Source organism: Actinoallomurus sp. NPDC052274, assembly GCF_040679475.1.
Classification (GTDB): domain Bacteria; phylum Actinomycetota; class Actinomycetes; order Streptosporangiales; family Streptosporangiaceae; genus Actinoallomurus; species Actinoallomurus liliacearum.
Map to the genome: position 1 here is coordinate 25,880 of NZ_JBFAUT010000030.1, position 18,170 is coordinate 44,049.

Sequence of the window (18,170 nt, forward strand, 5' to 3'; positions counted from 1 at the left end):
TGTTCGAGTTTACTAATACACCGTGCGAGAGCAGTGGTACGGTGTGCGAGAAAAATCGAACACCGTACGAACGGACGCCCATGTCGACCTCTCATCCGCGCCGCTGGTGGATCCTCGGCGTGCTGTGCCTGAGCCTGCTGGTGCTGGTCATCGACAACTCGGTGCTCAACGTCGCCATCCCGTCGCTCATCCGCGACCTGCACGCGAGCAACTCCGACATCCAGTGGATCCTCGACGCCTACATCCTGGTCTTCGCCGGGCTGCTGCTGACCGCCGGCAGCCTGTCCGACCGCCACGGCCGACGCCGCGGGCTGATCATCGGGCTGGTCCTGTTCGGCGGCGCCTCGCTGGCCGCGTCGTTCGCGGGCAGCCCCGGCCAGTTGATCGCGACCCGCGCGGCGATGGGCGTGGGCGGCGCGTTTCTGATGCCCGGCACCCTGTCCATCCTGACGACGGTCTTCGACGACGCGGAGCGCAAGAAGGCCATCGCCATCTGGAGCTCGGTCCTCATGCTCGGCGCGGTGGGCGGCCCCACCTTCGGGGGCCTGCTGCTGCAGCACTTCTGGTGGGGGTCGGTGTTCCTGCTCAACGTGCCGATCGCCGCGCTCGGCATCCTGGCGGCGCTGCTCATCATCCCCGAGTCGCGTGGACCGGCCGGCCGCCCGGACCTGGTCGGCGCGATCCTGTCGATGGCCGGGGTGACCGCCCTCGTCTGGGGCGTGATCTTCTCCGCCAAGGACGGCTGGTCCACGCCACAGACGCTGGGCGGATTCGGCGTGGCCGCGGTGGCGCTCACCGCCTTCGGCCTGTGGGAGCGGCGGTGCCCGGAGCCGATGCTGCCGATGGCCCTGTTCCGCGACCGCAACTTCAGCGGCGCGAGCCTGTCGATCGTCCTGCTGTCCTTCTCCGCGGGCGGCTGCCTGCTGGCGCTCACCCAGTACCTGCAGTTCGTCCTGGGCTACGGACCGATGAAGGCCGGTCTCGCGCTCATCCCCCTCGTCGTCGCCGCGATGGCCTTCAACGGCGTCGGCGTCGTCGTGGACAAGCGGTTCGGCGCCCGTGTCGCGCTCGCCGCCGGGCTCATCCTGGTCGCCGGGGGCTTCGCGGCGCTCGCCTCGATCGCCTCCGGCGACGGCTACCTGAAACTGGCCGTCGCCCTGGTCATCCTGGGCGCGGGCAGCGGAACGGCCGGACCCGCCGCGTACGGGACGCTGCTGGCCGCCCTGCCACCCGAGCGCGCCGGTGTCGGCTCCGCCGTCAACGACACCGTCCAGCAGGTCGGCCAGGCGCTCAGCATCGCCGTCCTGGGCAGTGTGCTCACGGCCGCCTACACGGCCGCGATGCCGGACGGCGCCGGGCCGGCGCGGCACTCGATCGGCGAAGCGCTGGCCATCGCGGCCGCCCGCGGCGACACGGCGCTCGCCCGTACCGCCAAGGACGCCTTCACCCACGCCATGCGGACCACCTCGATCGTCGGCGTGGTCGGCGGGATCGCCGCCGCGATCCTGGCCTTCTCGGTGCTCCGCCCGAAGGCGCGCCCCGCACCGGAACCGGCCCCGGAACCCGTCACGGAGGCCGGCCACTGACCGCACTGCCGCAGCCGGATGGCCGGATGTGACAGAACCTGGTCATGGCGGACGCAGCGGTGAGCCGATGACAATGGACGCATGCCCGTTCCGCACCGTGTCGTCATCGCCGTCTTCCCCGATGTCGATCTCCTCGACGTCACCGGACCCGCGGAGGTGTTCGCGGTCGCGAATCGGGAGATGTCCGGCCGGACGCCCTACCAGGTGCTGCTGGCCGGGCCGGACGGCGGCCAGGTGCGCACCAGCGCCGGCGTCCGGCTCGCCACCGACCTGACCTTCGACCAGGTCCGCGACCGCGTGGACACCCTGGTGATACCCGGCGCGGTGGATCGCGACGGCCTGCCGGTGATCGATCCGGACCTGGTCGGCTGGATCGCCGACACCGCCCGGCACGCCCGCCGGGTCGCCTCGGTGTGCGTCGGCGCGCACCTGCTGGCCGCCGCGGGGCTGCTGGCGGGCCGGACCGCGACCACCCACTGGGCGACCGCCGAGCGGCTGGCCACCGACCACCCCGACATCACGGTGGACCCCGACCCGATCTACGTCCGGTCGGGGAACGTGTGGACCGGCGCGGGCATCAGCGCCTGCATGGATCTCACACTCGCCCTGGTCGCCGAGGACCACGGCGAACGGCTCGCCCTGACGGTCGCCCGGCAGTTGGTGATGTACCTCAAGCGACAGGGCGGGCAGAGCCAGTTCAGCGTCCCGCTGTGGCAGGCCCCGGCCGAGCGCCGCGACATCGACGAGCTGCGGGCGTGGATCACCGCGAACCTGGCCGCCGACCTGTCGGCGGCGGCGCTCGCCGAGCGCCTGTGCCTGAGCGAACGGCACTTCACCCGGGTCTTCCGCAAGGAGACCGGCACCACGCCCGCGGCCTACGTCGAGGCGGCGCGGGCCGAGGCGGCGCGGCGGTTGCTGGAAGGCACCGACGAGCCGCTGAAACGGGTCGCCGACCTGTGCGGCCTGGGGTCGGTGGAGACCCTGCACCGGGTGTTCCGGCGGCGGCTCGGTACGACCCCGGCGGCCTATCGGCGCCGGTTCCGCACCGCCGCCTGACTCTCTTCTCTCTTCCCCGGCCTGGACCGGCCGGTGGTTCGCCCTGCCCGATTTCCGAGCTCAAGGAGGACAAGATGACCGTTTCGACCACGCTGCGCGAGGTGATCGGCTTGGACGGCGCGCTGCCGTCGCTGTCGGCCGGCACCCTGATCCTGATCGGCTTCCAGAACACCTACCGCACCGGCGTCATGGCGCTGCCCGGCGCCGACCGCGCCCTGGACGCCGCCGCCCGCCTACTGGACCGCGCCCGTGCCGCCAGGACCCCGGTCGTGCACGTCGTCAACGACGGCGGCGAAGGCAGCCCGTACGACATTCGCGCCGAGATCGGGCGGATCGACGCCCGTGTCGCGCCGCAGAACGGCGAACCGGTCGTGGTGAAGGGCTTCCCGAACTCCTTCCACGAGACCGACCTCCTGGAGGTGCTGCGTCGGCAGGACGCCGGCCCGGACCTGGTGCTGGCGGGTTTCATGACTCACATGTGCGTCCAGTTCACCGCTCAGGGCGCTTTCAACCTGGGCTACCGGCCCACCGTCGTGGCCGAGGCCTGCGCGACCCGGCCGCTGGCGGGCCCGGACGGCGCCCCGATCGCGGCGGACGCCCTGCACGCCGCCGCCCTGACCACGATCGGCGATCTGTTCGGCCCGGTCGCCGCCCGTGTGGCCGACCTGCCCGACTGAGCGGCCCCGCCGGACCCGGACCGGGCTCTTCCGGTACGGCGCCGGCTCCCGCCAGGGCCTGTCTCGAGCCGCCGGCCGCGCGGTAGGGCAGCGGGACTTCGAGACCGGCCCTCGGGCGCGGATCAGGCGGTGAGGCGGGCGACGGCGGCGTCGACGCGCTCGTCGGTGGCGGTGAGGGCGACGCGTACGTGCCGGTCCCCCGCCGTGCCGTAGAAGTCCCCGGGCGCGACCAGGATGCCCAGCTCCGCCAGTGCCTTCACGGTGTCCCAGCAGGACTCGTCACGGGTCGCCCAGAGGTAGAGCCCGGCCTCGGAGTGGTCGATGCGGAAGCCGTGCGCCTCCAGGGCCGTGCGGAGGACGGCGCGCCTGCGGGCGTACCGCTCGCGCTGCTCCTCGACGTGCGCGTCGTCGCGATAGGCGGCCGTCATGGCGGCCTGGACCGGCGCAGGAACGATCATGCCGGCGTGCTTGCGCACCTCGAGCAGCGCGGTGATCAGGACCGGGTCCCCGGTGATGAAGCCGGCGCGGTATCCGGCGAGGTTGGAGCGCTTGGACAGCGAGTGCAGCGCGATCAGGCCGCGGTGGTCTCCGTCGCAGACGTCCGGGCGCAGCACCGAGACCGGCTCGGCCTCCCAGCCGAGCTCGATGTAGCACTCGTCGCTGATGACGACGGCGCCGCGCTCCCGCGCCCACGTGACGACCTTGCGCAGATGGTCGGCGGGCAGCACCTTGCCGGTGGGGTTCGACGGCGAGTTGATCCAAACGATCTTCGGAGTCTCCGGTCCGAGGGAGAACAGTCCGTCGACCGCTCGCGGCGTCGCGCCGGCGAGCCGCGCGCCGACGTCGTAGGTCGGGTACGCCAGCTCGGGGAAGATCACGGTGTCGCCCGGTCCGGCGCCCAGCAGCGTGGGCAGCCAGGCGACGGCCTCCTTGGTGCCGATCACGGGCAGGACGGCGGCCGGATCGGCCTCGACGCCGAGCTTGCGGGTCAGCCAGCCCGCCACGGCGTCGCGCAGCTCGGGGGTGCCGTACGTGGCGGGGTAACCGGGCGCGTCGGCGGCGTCCATCAGCGCCTGCCGGACGATCCGCGGCGTCGGGTCGACCGGCGTGCCGACCGACAGGTCGACGATGCCGCCGGCGTGTTGCCCCGCCTGCTCCTTGTACGGAACGAGCAGGTCCCAGGGAAAGTCGGGCAGCGTCCTGATCAAAGTGTGTCCCCCCAACGTCCGCGCGCCGTCTGCCGCTCACCGGCAGACGGCGCGCCTCGGCCTGTGCTGAGCTCTCGCGTCCGGAAGCACCGGGCGGCGTGGGCTCAGGCCTCCTCGCCCTGCGGCGGCAGCGCCGCCACGATCGGGTGATCCTTCTCGATCTTGCCGACCTTGGAGGCACCTCCCGGCGAGCCCAGATCGTCGAAGAATTCCACGTTCGCCTTGTAGAAGTCCTTCCACTGATCCGGCGTGTCGTCTTCATAGAAGATCGCCTCGACCGGGCACACCGGCTCGCAGGCGCCGCAGTCGACGCACTCGTCCGGGTGGATGTAGAGCATGCGCTTGCCCTCGTAGATGCAGTCGACGGGGCACTCCTCGATGCATGCCTTGTCGAGCACGTCCACGCAAGGCTGCGCGATGACGTAGGTCACGTGCTACTCCTCAACCTCTGTGGCCATCGCCACGCTCGCAGCGGTGTCATTGCCTAGTATTGCCGCTGTGAGCCAACGCTTTCACCATGGGGGGCGTCACATCGGCCCGCGTTTCTCCGCCCGGTATGTCGTTTCGATAACTCCGTCCGATATCGGACGCCGCGTGTCTCTACGACGCCGTGTTCCCAGCGGAGCGTACAGCGACGTCGTCGGCGAGCTGCAGGGGTGGGCCGACGGCCGGCTGACCGTGCGCCGCCGCGATGGCTCCGTCGTCGAGGTGGCCGAGGCCGACCTGGTGGCGGGCAAGACGGTCCCCCCGCCGCCGCCACGCCGAGCACCCCGCTCGTAGCGTCCGGCGCCGCCGGTCCCCGACCGGGCCGGGCAGGGCGCGGACGCGGGCCCCGGCCGCCGGAGGCCATGAACCAGGCCGGTGAACCGGCCCCGGCATGGGTCACCTGATGGAGCCCGCCGCCGGTCGGGGCGCGGTCAGGGCGACGGCCAGTCGGGGACCTCCGCGGGCAGGTCCCGGCTGACCTTCATGGGGAACTCGGCCGGGCGCTTCTCCAGGAACGACGTCACGCCCTCGGCCGCGTCCGGGGCGGAGCCCAGCGCGTACATCAGGCGGGAGTCGGCCCGGTGCGCGTCCCACGGCGAGGGCGCGCCCAGCCCCGACCACATGAGCCGCCGCACGGCCGCGACGGCCACCGCGGAGGTGTTCGCCGCGATCTCCCCGGCCAGCGCGTACGCCGCGGCGAGAAGCTCGTCCGCGGGATGGACGTAGGACACCAGGCGTCCGCGCAGCGCCTCCTCGGCGTCGAAGACCCGGCCCGTGGCGGCCCACTCCATGGCCTGGGCGATGCCGACGATGCGCGGCAGGAACCAGCTCGACGCGGCCTCCGTGACGATGCCGCGCCGGGCGAAGACGAAGCCGAACCGCGCGCCCTCCGCGGCGAGTCTGATGTCCATCGGGAGGGTCATCGTGACGCCCACGCCGACCGCCGGGCCGTTGATCGCTCCGATCACCGGCTTGAGCGAGCGGGCGATGCGGAGCGCGACGGTGCCCCCGCCGTCGCGCGGCGCGCCGTCCTCGAAGGTGTCCTCGCCGCCGAACATGTCCCTGGCGGCCTTGTAGTCGAACGTCGAGCCGCCGCGCTCCAGGTCGGCCCCGGCGCAGAAGGCCCGGCCCCGGCCCGTGACGACGACCACCCGGACGTCGTCGTCCGCGTCCGCGTGGTCGAAGGCGTCGATCAGCTCGCCGCGCATCACGAGCGTGAAGGCGTTGAGCCGCTCGGGGCGGTCCAGCGTGATGGTCGCGATCCCGTCGGCGACGGTGTAGTCGATCTCGGTGTACGTCACTGCTGCTCCTCGCGCCCGCGAACGAATACAGAATCGGATTCTAGAGGCGGGCCACGCGCCGCTCCGGCGGACCGCGCCCTGCCCTCTTTCAGCGGGTCACGCGCCGCCCCCGGCGGATCGCGCGTGCGCCGTGTCCTCGTCGGCGGGGCAGCCGACGAGCGGCGGCAGGGCGGGGGCCAGCACCTCACGGCTCCAGTCGGCCACCGTGCCGGCGTAGCCGTCGGGCGGAGCCACCTCCAGGATCCCGCCCGAGGTCGCCGTCAGCCGGGTGACCACCGGAGCGCCGTCCAGGAAGGGAGTGGCGCCCCAGAAGGCCCAGAAGTCGTCCGGCTCGATCCGCGGGTGGTCGTCGAGCCTGCGCGTGGGCCGCGCCGGATGCTCCCGGCACCACCGCCACTGGTCGGTGAGCAGCCGGGACGCGATCGCGCGCAGGAGGTTGAGCGCGGGCAGGTCCTGGGTGCAGGCGACCTCGTCGATCACGAGGTCCGGCAGGCCGAACCGGCGCAGCCCGAGCAGCGTGATGCGCAGGCACGAACACCCGGCCGCGCCGCCGGAGCCGGGACGGCGCGCCGCCTCGTCCGCCTCGTAGCGGGTGCCGAACCACTGGTCGCCCATCCGGAACCAGCCGCGCTCGGCGCGCGCCAGGCCGTCGCGCAGGAGGACCTGCCGGGCCTGCGGATCGATGAGGACGCCGTTCGTCGCGTCGGCGAGGGCCCGGGCCACGGCGCGCGCGACCTGCTCGCGGCGCGGCTGCTCGACGGTCAGCGCCTGGTGCACGAGCAGGATCTGGTGGGAGGACTCGCGGATGCGCCGCCGGTCCTCGTCGCAGGCCAGGACGTCGTCGAGGCGCCAGGTCGCCTCGCCGGCGTCGATGGTGAAGATGCCCAGCCGCGGGGTCTTGAGCGCCTCGATGGCCGGTTTCCGGAACGGCTCGGGCACGCGCCACGGGACGACCGCGTAGGGGTCGACCGGCGGCTCGCTGGTCGCGACCACATAGTGCGAGGTGACGACCTCGGGTACGGACAGCAGGAAGGGGGACATGACCGCCTCTCTGACGTTCGGAACGGATGGGGCGCCGGCTCAGGCGGCCGTGCGGCGTGGCGCCTCGGGGACGTAGGGCATGGCCAGGTCGACGACGTCGTTCCACCACAGGGCGGCGGGGGCGTCGAAGTCGGCGGGCGGCCCGGCGACGAGGTAGGGCAGGGCGTCGGCCCCCTCGGACGGGGCGGGACTCAGGCGGACGCGCACGGGCGCACCCGCCGCGCCGGTCGGCGCGGCCGCCCAGTAGCGCCAGACGTCGGTGCCGTCCACCGTCCTCTCGGCCGGGACGCGGCGGAGCCGCGCGCCGGGGTTGCAGGCCAGCCACGCCCAGTGCTCGTCGAGGAGGCCGACGGCCAGGGAGCGCAGCAGCGTCACCGCGGCGAACAGGTTGCCGCCCGGCACCGCGGCGGCCTCCAGCTCGGGGAACCCGAAACGGTGCAGCCCGCACGTCACCAGGTGCAATTCGCCGCCCTCCCCGCCGGTGACGAACGTCGCGAGCCAGTCGTCGGCCAGGCAGAACTCCGGGTGCTCGGCGCCGAACCGGAAGGCGTGCGGCAGCACCTGGTGCGACCACGCGTCGTACACGACACCGTCGCAGGCCTCGGCGACGACCCGGGCGACCTCGCGGGCCGCCTGGGCGTGCTCGGGCTGGGAGACGGGCGGGGCCTGCCCGGTGATCACGATGTGGTGCCGCGCCTTGTCGAGGAGGTGCGCCTCGTCCGGCCGCGCCCACGCGGCGGAGCCGATGAGGTCGGCGTATCCGGACTCGGCCGCGGGCCGGCCGCGGAGCCGAAGGAGCGGCGAGCCGAGCAGCTCGGCCGCTAACGGCAGGCGCACCCGGCCGCGCGCCACCGCGGCCGGATCGTCGAGGGCATGCGCGGTGGCCACCACGAAGGGGGCGGCGACGGACGCGGGAACGGTCAGGTCGATCATGGATCTGCCTCCGGGAACCGGTCTTCCTCCGGGAATCGGTCTCCCGCAAGCCTCGCCCGGCGAGTGCTCCCGCCGTAAGGCCCGTCCCCCGACCTGTGGATAACCGCCCCGGGAGTCGACGCCACTCCTGACGGATCGTGACGCTGATCACGGCGAGCGATCCAGGATGCGAGACGTTACGGCAGTTGGCAGCTATGTCCTATATGTTGCGCTCATGCAATGGGCCGTGGCGACGTACGACACCGCGTTCGGGTACGTCTCCGCGCACGGGGCGCCGCTGCTCGACCTGCTCGATCCTCAGCCCGATGAACGCGTCATCGACCTGGGCTGCGGAACGGGCGTCTCGACCGCCGAGATCGCCGCGCGTGGCGCGGAGGTCATCGGGATCGACGAATCACTCGAGATGGTCAACGCGGCGCGCTCCGAGCATCCGCACCTGTCGTTCGCCGTCGGCGACGCGCACGACTTCACGCTCAGCGAGCCGTATGACGCGGTCTTCTCCAACTCGGCGTTGCACTGGATGACCCGCGACCCCTCCGCGGTCATCTCGCGGGTGCACGCCGCGCTGCGGCCGGGCGGCCGCTTCGTGGCGGAGATGGGCGGAGCGGGCAACTGCGCGGAGCTGATCGCCGCGGTGCAGACGGCCTGGCGCGTCTTCGGCCTGCCGGAACCGGAGCTGCCCTGGTATTTCCCCACCCCCGCCGAGTACGCGACCCGGCTGGAGGAGGGCGGCTTCGTCGTACGGCTCCTGGAGTACTTCGACCGGCCGACGCGCCTGGCCGAGTGCCCGGAGGGCGCCGCCGACTGGGTCCGGCTCTTCGCCCCCGAGCTGATCGCCGAGGTTCCCCCGGAGATCGCCGGACCGCTCCTCGACCGGGTGAACCAACTGGCCGCGCCCGCCCTCCGCCGTGAGTCCGGGTGGATGGCCGACTACGTACGGCTCAGGTTCGCGGCCGTACGCCAGCCGGGCGGCGACGAACTCGTCCAGCCGCCGACCCCGCAGGCACCGCCGACCCCGCACACGCCGCCCGGCCCGACGGGGCCGTCGGGCCGCCTGTCGGACCTTCCGCACGTGCGGTCGGCCCCCCAGTCGCCCTCGGCGCCGTACTCGCCGTCCGCTCCGCAGCCGCATTCGGCACCGCGGGCCTGAGCGTCCCCGCCCGGCCGGTACGCCGGTCACAGCGGCGTCCCCGGCCCACCCGGCCGTACGCCGAAAGACGGGACGGCGGCACCCCTGCACGGCCGTACGCAGGAAGACTGGCGGGCAGCCCCCGTCCTGCCGTTCGCCGGAAGGCTGGAGGGCGGCACCCCCGTCCGGCCGCAGAGGGGTGGCGCAGGGCGCTCCCGGCGGACGCCCGATCATGGCGCGACGGTGCGGTCGGCGGGCTTGTGGGTAGGGTCGTCCGCATGCTGCGCCTGTACGATCCCGGAACCGGGCGCCTCACGGAGATCGTCCCGGCTCGCCCCGGAGTCATCCGGGTCGCCTGCTCCGATGAGCTCCGCGCCCAGGTGGTCGCCGACCTGATCCGCCGGCTCGCCGTCCGCCACCGGCTGCGCGCGCTGGGGATCTGGAACACCGTGCCGGGAGCGTCGGACCTGGGCGTACGCCCGGCCGAGCTGACCTCTGGGCCCGCCGACGTGCACGTCGGCGCGACGGTCGGCCGCTGGGTCCCGGTGCCGTGGGACGGCCTCGACCCGCTCGCCGCGCGCCTGGCGCTGCTGGAGACCCACTACCGCGCGGACCTGCCGCACAGCCGTACGGACCTGGCCGCGGCGGACGCCTCGCTCACCGCGTGGCGGCGTCGCGTCGCCGGCTGGGCCGAGTCCCCCGGGCGGCCGCCGGAGCGCTCGTACGTCACGGAGGCGGTCGCGCACCTGGACGCCGACCTCGACACACCGGCGGCGTTGTCCTGCCTGTCCCGGCTCGCCGAGGACGACTCCGTACCGCCCGGCGCGAAATTCGAGACGGCGGTCGAGCTCGACATGATTCTGGGCCTCGACCTGGTCCGGCTGATCGGTCGCCTCTAACCGGAGATAGGTCCGCGACCGATTCACCCGTTCTTGGGAACCTCTTTTCTTGCCCCTACCGCCTCAGTAAGCTCATGAGGTAATTTCCCCCGATGCCCGGGAATTGACGATGCGATTCCGCATGTGCGTCGGTTCGCTCCTCTTGGCGAGCCTGCTCACAGCCTGTGGCGGCCACGCGACCGGTGGCTTCCACCCCAGCGGGCAGGCCCAGGGGGGCGATTCCCCCATGGCGTCCTCATCCCCCGACACGACGCCGCAGCCGGACGCGCCGACGGACACCGCGAACGGCCCGACGAGCGGCGGCCCGCTCCCCCGGACCCCTCAGTCCGCCCTCGCCGCCTACCGCGAGTACCAGCGGATTTACGAGCAGGCGTACGAGACGAATGACCCAAGCGGGCTCGGCGCGGTCGCCATGGACCCGCTTTTGTCGAGCATCGACAAGAACATCGCCAAGATCACGCGACAGGGCGTCTTCTGGCGATTCCACAATGTCCTCAATCCCCAGGTTCAGGGGCGTTCCAAGGACGACTCGATCGTCGTGATCCTCGACTGTGTGCGGACCCTGGGGTCCTATCGCTTCTCCGCCAAGACCGGGAAGCGACTGGCGTCCTTCCACGACGGCAGCCACCTCTACCAGGCGATCATGCGCTACGCCGACGGCACTTACAAGATCTCCGACGCGACGGAGGGCAGGAAATGCTGACCAGACGATCTTCCATCGTCGCCCTGCTGACCCTCGTGCCCGGCGCCGCCGTCGGCCTGGCGTCCGGCACGGCGTCCGCAGCCCCGATGTGCCTGCCGAACGCCTGCGCCTATGGCAGCGTCACCATCCCGGGCAGCGGCGGCGGCACCAGCGGCGGCACCGGAGACGGCGGGGGCGACAGCGGCGGGGGGCCCGGCCTCGGTTGCCCGACCGTGGGCGGCCAGGTCGTCTGCGCGCCGAACGCTCCCGCACCCAGGGCGCCCCGACAGATCCCCACGAGGGAGCTCGTCATGCAGGCGCGGCAGGAACTCGAACTCCCCGTTCCGAAGATCGGCACGGCGCCGAGCCCGCGCTCCTACATCCAGATCAAGACCGGGCTGTGGGTGACCGACGTCGGGGACAAGACGGCGGAGGCCGCGGTGCCAGGCCAGGATGTGACGGTGACCGCCACGGTCGCGAACGTGAAATGGGAGATGGGCGACGGGACGGGAGCCTTCGACTGCGACAGATCGACGGCGGGCACACCCGGTGGGACCGACTGCGGATACACCTACCAGAGGTCGTCGGCGAGCCGGCCCGGCGGCAGGTACACCGTCAGGGCAACCATCGGCTACACCATCAGCTGGACCTGCGAAGGCGCCCAGTGCCAGGGCAACGGCGGAACTCTCGATGACCTGATGACCGGCCCGCCCGGGAATCTCGGCCTCATCGTCGGTGAGGTGCAGACCCAGGCCCAGCCCGGCTGACCCGGCCCCCGCCCTGGAGGAGCAATCCGTGTTCCGACCGCGTACGCACGTCCCCGCCCTCCTCGCCATGGGCGCCCTGCTCACCGGGTGCGGCGGTGGGGGCGGCCACAAGGCCGGGTCCGCATCGCCGTCCGCCCGTACGACGTCGGCGAGCCCGTCGCCGACACCGAGTTACGCGCCCGGCCAGGTGGCGGCGGCCCTCCTGTCGGCCCGCGACGTCGACCCGCACGTCAGGGAGGAGCCGCTCAGCACACCGGCCCTCAAGGATCACGCCGTCCCGTCATGCTCACTGTCGGCGATCAAACCGTCGGGGAGCCCGAAGGTAAAGGTGCGCGAGTTCAACGCCGGTCAGTACGCCGGAGCGAACTTCGGGCAGATCTCCTTCACCTACCCGGACGCCGCCGCCGCGGTGGCCATGTTCGCGACCATCCGGACCAAGGTCATGGCGTGCCCGGCGAAGAAGCACGTCCCGCAGAAGACCCTCTCGAGCGAGCGCATCGCCCTGGCCCACGATGACACCTGGCACGCCTCGGACGAGACCATGCCCGGCTGGTCGCACGTACGGGGCTTCGAGAAGTCGGTCTTCTCCCCGTCGTCGAGCGTGATCAACGTCTTCTACCGGGCGTACGACTACGTGAACCGCGGCAACGTCGTCCTGGTCTCGATGTACTGGGAGCGCGTCGGGCCGAAGTCGTCCGGAGACGCGGTCGCCAAGAAGGCGACGGCGCTGCTGACAAAGCAGTTGGCCCGGCTGCCGTAAGCCGGGGCGCACGACTGAGCGACTCCGCCGGCCGCGGCGGGCCCGGCAGGGTCACGCCTCGCCGAGGCGGCGGCCCGCCACGACGATGCCGTCCTCGTCGGCGTACAGCCAGGCGCCGGGCCGGAACTCGGCGCCGCCGAACACCACCGGAACGTCGACCTCGCCGACGCCGCCCTTGGCGCTCTTGCGGGGGTTGGAACCGAGGGCCCGGATCCCCAGATCGAGTTCGCGCAGCGCCACCACGTCGCGGACCGCACCATTGATCACGACTCCGGCCCAGCCGTTGGCGACCGCCGATCCGGCGATCATGTCGCCCATGAGCGCGGTGCGCAGCGAGCCGCCGCCGTCGACGACGAGCACGCGGCCCTCCCCCGCCGTGGCGAGCACCTTCTTGAGCAGCGCGTTGTCCTCGTGACAGCGGACGGTCGCCACCGGCCCCGCGAAGCATGCGCGGGCCCCGTACGACCGGAACTGCGTCTCGCAGCTCGCCAGCTCGGCGCCGTACTCGTCGAAGAGATCAGCCGTCGTGAAGTCCATCTACCGGATGGTAACAACGGACGGATCAGGCGTCCGGTCCCCGCCGGTCAGGCGTCCGGTCCGCCGGTCGGGCGGCCGAGCAGCCGGGACAGGACGATGGAGGTCTTGGTCTGCACGATGTTCGGTTCGTTGCGCAGCCGCTCGAGGGCCTGTTCGAGGGCCTGGATATCGTGGGCACGCAGGTGGACCAGCGCGTTCGCCTCTCCGGTGACCGTGTAGGCCGCCACCACCTCGGGATGCCGGCGGATGCTGGCGGAGATCTCCGCGGGGGACGTACGGCCCGCGCAGAACAGCTCCACGAACGCCTCCGTCGTCCAGCCCAGCGCCGAAGGGTCGACGACCGCGGCGTACCCCGTGATCACCCCGTCGTGCCGGAGCCGGTCGACCCGGCGCTTGACCGCCGGGGCCGACAGCCCGACCTCGTCGCCGACCTGCGCGAAGGACGCGCGGGCGTTCTCCAGCAGACACGCAACGATTCGCCGGTCTATGTCGTCAAGACGCAATGATCAGACCCTCTCGCGCGCACATCCGTTATTGGTGTTGCGGACAAGCCGACCTTACGCTGCGGGTGGTGCCTCACCAACCCACTGGGCGCGTAATCGGGCCCGCATTGCCAGGAGCACAACATCGATGACGATGCAGACCCTTGCCCGCGATGGCGCGGGCATCTCGGCGGGGCAGCCGGCACGGACCTACCTGATGTGCCCGCCGACCTACTTCGACGTCCAATACGCGATCAACGCGTGGATGGACCCGACCACCCCCGTCGACCGTGACCGAGCCCGCCACGAGTGGGAACGCCTGCGCGCGACCTACGTCTCACTCGGCCACACCGTGCACGTCCTCCCGCCCGTCCCCGGCCTGCCGGACATGGTCTTCGCCGCGAACGGCGCGACCGTCGTCGGCGGCATGGTGCTGGGCGCGAGGTTCCGCCACCCCGAGCGCGCCGCCGAGGCGGACGCGCACCGGATGTGGTTCGAGGAGCACGGCTACCGGCGCATCCGCACCGCCGAGCACGTGAACGAGGGTGAGGGCGACTACGCCTTCGCCTACCGCGCGATCGTCGCGGGCCACGGCTTCCGTACGGACCCGGTCGCGCACAACGAACTGCACGACGCGTTCGGGCTGCCGGTCGTCAGCGTCCGCCTGATCGACCCGCGGTTCTACCACCTCGACACCGCGCTGTGCGTGATCGACCCCTTCACGGCGGCGTACTACCCCGGCGCCTTCGACGAGGACGGCCTGATCAAGCTGCAGGCACTCTTCCCCGAGCTGATCGAGGCGACCGAGGAGGACGCCCTGGCGTTCGGGTTGAACGCGGTCAGCGACGGCCGGAACGTGATCGTTCCGGACGACGCCATGACGCTGATCGCACGGCTCACGGAGCGCGGCTTCCACGTCATCCCGATCGAGATGACGGAGCTGCGCAAGGCGGGGGGCGGCCCGAAGTGCTGCACCCTCGAACTACGCCCGTAGCAGGGACAATGGGACTCGGGAGACCCCGCGGGTCCGAGAAGGAGCACTGTTGAACACGCAGGAGCTGCGGGCGCTGTCGGAGCTGCACAGCGCGCACAACTACCACCCGCTGCCGATCGTGATCGCCGACGCCGAGGGCGCCTGGGTGACCGACGTCGAGGGCAAGCGGTACCTCGACATGCTGTCGGCGTACTCCGCCGTCAACTTCGGGCACCGCCACCCGCGGCTGGTCGAGGCCGCGCGGCGGCAGCTCGACCGCGTCACGCTGGTCAGCCGGGCGTTCGACCACGACCAGTTCGGGCCGTTCGTCGCCGAGCTGGCCGAGCTGGCCGGCAAGGAGATGGTCCTGCCGATGAACAGCGGCGCGGAGGCCGTCGAGACCGCGCTGAAGACCGCCCGCAAGTGGGGGTACGAGGTCAAGGGCGTGCCCGCCGAGCAGGCGAACATCGTCACGTTCGAGGGCAACTTTCACGGCCGGACGACGACGATCGTCAGCTTCTCCACCGACCCGGACGCCCGCAACTCCTACGGCCCGTTCACTCCCGGGTTCCGCACCGTGCCGTACGGCGACATCGAGGCGCTGCGCGCGGCCGTCGACGAGAACACGGTCGGCGTGCTGATCGAGCCGATCCAGGGCGAGGCCGGCGTGAACGTCCCGCCGAGCGGGTTCCTGGCGGCGGTGCGCGAGATCTGCACCGCCCACGGCGCCCTGATGATCGCCGACGAGATCCAGTCGGGCCTGGGCCGTACCGGCACGACGTTCGCGGTCGAGCACGAGAACGTCGTGCCCGACGTCTACATCCTCGGCAAGGCGCTCGGCGGCGGCATCCTGCCGGTCTCCGCCGTCGTCGCCGACCGCGACGTCCTCGGCGTCTTCAAGCCCGGCCAGCACGGGTCGACGTTCGGCGGCAACCCGCTCGCCTGCGCGGTGGGCCGCGAGGTCATCGCGATGCTGAAGACCGGGGAGTTCCAGGAGCGCTCCCGCACGCTGGGGGCGCACCTGCACGCCCGGCTCGGCGCGCTGCCGCCGGAGCACGTCCGCGAGGTGCGCGGCCGCGGCCTGTGGGCCGGCGTGGAGCTGAACGGTAAGGCGCGCCCGGTCAGCGAGCGGCTGATGGAGCGCGGCGTGCTGGCGAAGGAGACGCACGAGACGACGCTCCGGCTCGCGCCGCCGCTGGTCGTGAGCCAGGAGGACCTGGACTGGGCGCTCGACCAGCTGGAGGCGGTCCTCACCGAGATGTGAGGCTTCCGGCGGCCGACGTGTGGCCGCCGACCGGCCGTTCGCGGAGGTCCGGGCCCCGAGGGGTCCGGGCCTCCGTCCGTGTCACCCCTTATCGCCGTAAATCCGTTTGCAGGCCGTCGAACCGGCGTTCTATAGTCCAACTGGATTAATCAGCACGGATCAGAAAAGACGACCATGCCACGACCGCTCACGCCTCTCGGATTGGCGGTGCTCAGGCTGCTCCACGACGAGCCCCTGCACCCGTACGAGATGCAGCAGCGCATCCGCGATCACGCCATCGACCAGGTGGTCAAGGTCGCGCACGGGTCGCTCTACCACACGGTCGACCGGCTCGCCGGCCAAGGACTGATCGAGCCCGTGGAGACGACGCGCGAGGGGCGACGCCCCGAGCGCACCGTCTACGCGATCACCGAACAAGGCCGGGACGAGGCGAATTCCCGGCTCCGCGACTTCATCCGCCGCCCCTCGCAGGAGTACCCGGTCATCGGCATGGCGCTGTCCTTCCTGGCCATGCTGCCGCCGGACGACGCCGTCCACCTGCTCGACCTCCGCGCGGTCGCCCTCGAGGGCAGGCTCGCCGCGCACGACATCGTCGTCGACGGCCTGTCCAAGCAGGGGCTGCAGCGGATCCAGCTGATCGAGATCGAGTACTGCGACGCGCAACTGCGGTCCGAGGTGGAGTTCCTGCGCGCGCTCAGCGAGGACATCAAGAGCGGCCGGCTGACCTGGCGGCCTCCCGGCCGCCCGAACGGGGAGAACAACGTCACATGAGGAAATGGCATGGCAACCCCTGGGCGATCTTGTTGACGCTCAGTCTCGGGTTCTTCATGACCCTGCTGGACCTGACGATCGTGAACATCGCGATGCCCAGCATGATCGACAAACTGGGCGCATCGCTGGACGAGGTCCTCTGGGTGGTCAACGCCTACGTCCTCGTCCTCGCGGTCCTCCTGATCACCGCGGGCCGCCTGGGCGACCTGCGCGGCCAGCGCAACCTGTTCATCGCGGGCGTGGCCGTCTTCACCATCGCCAGCCTGCTGTGCGGCATCTCGCAGAACCCGGCCGAGCTGATCGCCGCCCGCGCGGTGCAGGGCCTGGGCTCCGCCCTGCTGATGCCGCAGACGATGGCGATCATCATCGCCACCTTCCCGGCCGAACGCCGGGGTGCGGCACTCGGCATCTGGGGCGCCGTGGCGGGGGTCGCGACGATCGCCGGGCCGACGCTCGGCGGGCTCCTGGTGACCGCCCTCGACTGGCGGTGGATCTTCTTCGTCAACCTGCCGATCGGCGTGCTCGTCCTCGTGCTGGCGTTCACGGTCATCCCCAGCGTGCGGATCGAGCGCAGCCACCGTCTCGACCTCGTCGGCGTTCTGATCGCCACGGTCGCGCTGTTCTGCCTCGTCTTCGCCCTCACCGAGGGCCAGCGGTACGACTGGAACGGCGTCATCTGGGCACTGTTCGCGGCGGCGGCCGTCATCTTCGCGATCTTCCTGGTGCAGCAGCGCACCCAGCAGACCCGCGACCCGCTGGTCCCCTTCGTCCTGTTCAAGGACCGTAACTTCACGGTCCTGAACTTCGTCGGCGCGGTCCTGTCCATCGGGATGATCGGCGTGTTCCTGCCGCTCACCATCTACCTGCAGTCCGTGCTCGGCTTCAGCGCGCTCAAGGCGGGCCTGGTCATGGCCCCGTCCTCGGTCATCTCGATGTTCCTCGCGCCGGTCGCCGGCCGGATGGCCGACAAGATCGGCGGCAAGTTCATCCTCATGGCCGGGCTCACGCTGTACGCGGTCGGCATGGGCTGGATCGTGCTGATCGCCGACGTCGACTCGAGCTGGCCGACCTTCCTGCCCGGGCTGATCATCTCCGGGATCGGCATCGGCGGCGTCTTCGCGCCGATGGCCACCGAGGCGATGCGCGGCGTCGACCCCCGCATGGCCGGCGCGGCCTCCGGCGTCAACAACACCACCCGCCAGATCGGTTCGGTGGTGGGCAGCGCCGCCGCGGGCGCCATCCTGCAGAACCAGCTCGCCTCCCACCTCCGGGACGAGGCCCAGAAGCGCGCCGGCACGCTTCCCGCCGAGGCGCGCGGCCCGTTCGTCCAGGGGTTCAAGGACGCGGCCAAGGGCGGGCTCGAGGTGGGCGCCGGCCAGACCGGAGCGGCTCAGCACCTGCCGCAGGGCCTCCCCCAGCAGGTCGTCCACCAGATCACCCAGGCGGCCCAGAGCGTGTTCGGCCACGGCTTCGTCGACGCGATGAAGCCGACGATGCTCCTGCCGCTCGCGCTGGTCTTCGTCGGAGCCGCCTCCTGCTTCGCGGTGCGGGGCTACCGGCGGAACACCGCGGACCGCTCGCCCGAGACGGTCGAGGCGACCACCGGCTGACCCGGGCG

Annotated in this window: 20 protein-coding genes; 13 read left to right on the forward strand and 7 right to left on the reverse strand. The window is 71.8% G+C overall.

What is annotated here, in order from left to right; all coding sequences use genetic code 11:
- Positions 1-80 precede the first annotated feature (80 nt).
- From AB0K82_RS24675 to AB0K82_RS24685, 3 genes are all read left to right on the forward strand, one after another.
- Positions 81-1,586 (forward strand): MFS transporter, encoded by a 1,506-nt coding sequence (locus AB0K82_RS24675; protein WP_364400833.1) that lies wholly within the window; start codon positions 81-83, stop codon positions 1,584-1,586.
- A gap of 81 nt (positions 1,587-1,667) precedes the next feature.
- Complete coding sequence (locus AB0K82_RS24680; RefSeq protein ID WP_364400836.1) at positions 1,668-2,642, forward strand: helix-turn-helix domain-containing protein; 975 nt, start codon at positions 1,668-1,670, stop codon at positions 2,640-2,642.
- Positions 2,643-2,716: 74 nt separating this feature from the next.
- Complete coding sequence (locus AB0K82_RS24685) at positions 2,717-3,319, forward strand: isochorismatase family protein (RefSeq protein WP_364400838.1); 603 nt, start codon at positions 2,717-2,719, stop codon at positions 3,317-3,319.
- Between the two features lie 122 nt (positions 3,320-3,441).
- On the opposite strand, the gene dapC is transcribed toward AB0K82_RS24685, so the two are convergent.
- Positions 3,442-4,524, reverse strand: a complete 1,083-nt coding sequence (dapC, locus tag AB0K82_RS24690) for a succinyldiaminopimelate transaminase (protein WP_364401004.1) — start codon at positions 4,522-4,524, stop codon at positions 3,442-3,444.
- A 107-nt stretch (positions 4,525-4,631) separates the two neighbouring features.
- Positions 4,632-4,958, reverse strand: a complete 327-nt coding sequence (gene fdxA, locus AB0K82_RS24695) for a ferredoxin (RefSeq protein WP_345354238.1) — start codon at positions 4,956-4,958, stop codon at positions 4,632-4,634.
- Between the two features lie 163 nt (positions 4,959-5,121).
- On the opposite strand from fdxA, the gene AB0K82_RS24700 reads away from it, so the two are divergent.
- Positions 5,122-5,307, forward strand: a complete 186-nt coding sequence (locus AB0K82_RS24700) for a hypothetical protein (RefSeq protein WP_345354240.1) — start codon at positions 5,122-5,124, stop codon at positions 5,305-5,307.
- Positions 5,308-5,444: 137 nt separating this feature from the next.
- On the opposite strand, the gene AB0K82_RS24705 is transcribed toward AB0K82_RS24700, so the two are convergent.
- The 3 genes from AB0K82_RS24705 to AB0K82_RS24715 form a co-directional block, all read right to left on the reverse strand.
- On the reverse strand, positions 5,445-6,314 hold the full coding sequence (locus AB0K82_RS24705; RefSeq protein ID WP_364400842.1) for an enoyl-CoA hydratase-related protein: 870 nt from the start codon (positions 6,312-6,314) through the stop codon (positions 5,445-5,447).
- A 96-nt stretch (positions 6,315-6,410) separates the two neighbouring features.
- Entirely contained in the window at positions 6,411-7,355 is a 945-nt protein-coding gene (locus AB0K82_RS24710) for a hypothetical protein (RefSeq protein ID WP_364400845.1), read from the reverse strand.
- A gap of 39 nt (positions 7,356-7,394) precedes the next feature.
- Positions 7,395-8,288 carry a hypothetical protein gene (locus AB0K82_RS24715; RefSeq protein ID WP_364400848.1) on the reverse strand — a complete coding sequence of 298 codons (894 nt, stop codon included), beginning with the start codon at positions 8,286-8,288 and terminating at the stop codon, positions 7,395-7,397.
- Between the two features lie 214 nt (positions 8,289-8,502).
- Between AB0K82_RS24715 and AB0K82_RS24720 the strand changes: the two genes are divergently transcribed.
- The 5 genes from AB0K82_RS24720 to AB0K82_RS24740 all read left to right on the forward strand — a co-directional run bounded on the left by AB0K82_RS24720 (position 8,503) and on the right by AB0K82_RS24740 (position 12,525).
- Positions 8,503-9,438: a methyltransferase domain-containing protein gene (locus AB0K82_RS24720; RefSeq protein ID WP_364400850.1), complete on the forward strand. Its 936-nt coding sequence runs from the start codon at positions 8,503-8,505 to the stop codon at positions 9,436-9,438.
- Positions 9,439-9,695: 257 nt separating this feature from the next.
- Entirely contained in the window at positions 9,696-10,316 is a 621-nt protein-coding gene (locus tag AB0K82_RS24725) for a hypothetical protein (RefSeq protein ID WP_364400853.1), read from the forward strand.
- A 226-nt stretch (positions 10,317-10,542) separates the two neighbouring features.
- On the forward strand, positions 10,543-11,019 hold the full coding sequence (locus tag AB0K82_RS24730) for a hypothetical protein (RefSeq protein ID WP_364400855.1): 477 nt from the start codon (positions 10,543-10,545) through the stop codon (positions 11,017-11,019).
- Positions 11,013-11,765 (forward strand): hypothetical protein, encoded by a 753-nt coding sequence (locus AB0K82_RS24735; protein ID WP_364400858.1) that lies wholly within the window; start codon positions 11,013-11,015, stop codon positions 11,763-11,765. The genes AB0K82_RS24730 and AB0K82_RS24735 overlap by 7 nt, the downstream gene beginning before the upstream one ends.
- A gap of 28 nt (positions 11,766-11,793) precedes the next feature.
- Entirely contained in the window at positions 11,794-12,525 is a 732-nt protein-coding gene (locus AB0K82_RS24740; protein WP_364400860.1) for a hypothetical protein, read from the forward strand.
- A 51-nt stretch (positions 12,526-12,576) separates the two neighbouring features.
- Here the strand turns inward: AB0K82_RS24740 and rraA are convergent, their stop codons facing one another.
- Together rraA and AB0K82_RS24750 are read right to left on the reverse strand one after the other, a co-directional pair.
- Positions 12,577-13,062 (reverse strand): ribonuclease E activity regulator RraA, encoded by a 486-nt coding sequence (gene rraA, locus AB0K82_RS24745; protein WP_364400863.1) that lies wholly within the window; start codon positions 13,060-13,062, stop codon positions 12,577-12,579.
- A gap of 47 nt (positions 13,063-13,109) precedes the next feature.
- Positions 13,110-13,565, reverse strand: a complete 456-nt coding sequence (locus AB0K82_RS24750; protein WP_364400866.1) for an Lrp/AsnC family transcriptional regulator — start codon at positions 13,563-13,565, stop codon at positions 13,110-13,112.
- A gap of 127 nt (positions 13,566-13,692) precedes the next feature.
- Here AB0K82_RS24750 and ddaH point away from each other — a divergent pair, with 127 nt between their 5' ends.
- The 4 genes from ddaH to AB0K82_RS24770 all read left to right on the forward strand — a co-directional run bounded on the left by ddaH (position 13,693) and on the right by AB0K82_RS24770 (position 18,162).
- Positions 13,693-14,538: a dimethylargininase gene (ddaH, locus tag AB0K82_RS24755; RefSeq protein ID WP_364400869.1), complete on the forward strand. Its 846-nt coding sequence runs from the start codon at positions 13,693-13,695 to the stop codon at positions 14,536-14,538.
- A gap of 49 nt (positions 14,539-14,587) precedes the next feature.
- Positions 14,588-15,781 (forward strand): ornithine--oxo-acid transaminase, encoded by a 1,194-nt coding sequence (gene rocD, locus AB0K82_RS24760; RefSeq protein WP_364400872.1) that lies wholly within the window; start codon positions 14,588-14,590, stop codon positions 15,779-15,781.
- 207 nt (positions 15,782-15,988) lie between these two features.
- On the forward strand, positions 15,989-16,552 hold the full coding sequence (locus AB0K82_RS24765) for a PadR family transcriptional regulator (protein WP_364400874.1): 564 nt from the start codon (positions 15,989-15,991) through the stop codon (positions 16,550-16,552).
- Positions 16,549-18,162, forward strand: coding sequence for a DHA2 family efflux MFS transporter permease subunit (locus tag AB0K82_RS24770; protein WP_364400876.1), 1,614 nt, complete (start codon positions 16,549-16,551; stop codon positions 18,160-18,162). Before AB0K82_RS24765 ends, AB0K82_RS24770 begins: the two co-directional genes overlap by 4 nt.
- Positions 18,163-18,170 lie beyond the last annotated feature (8 nt).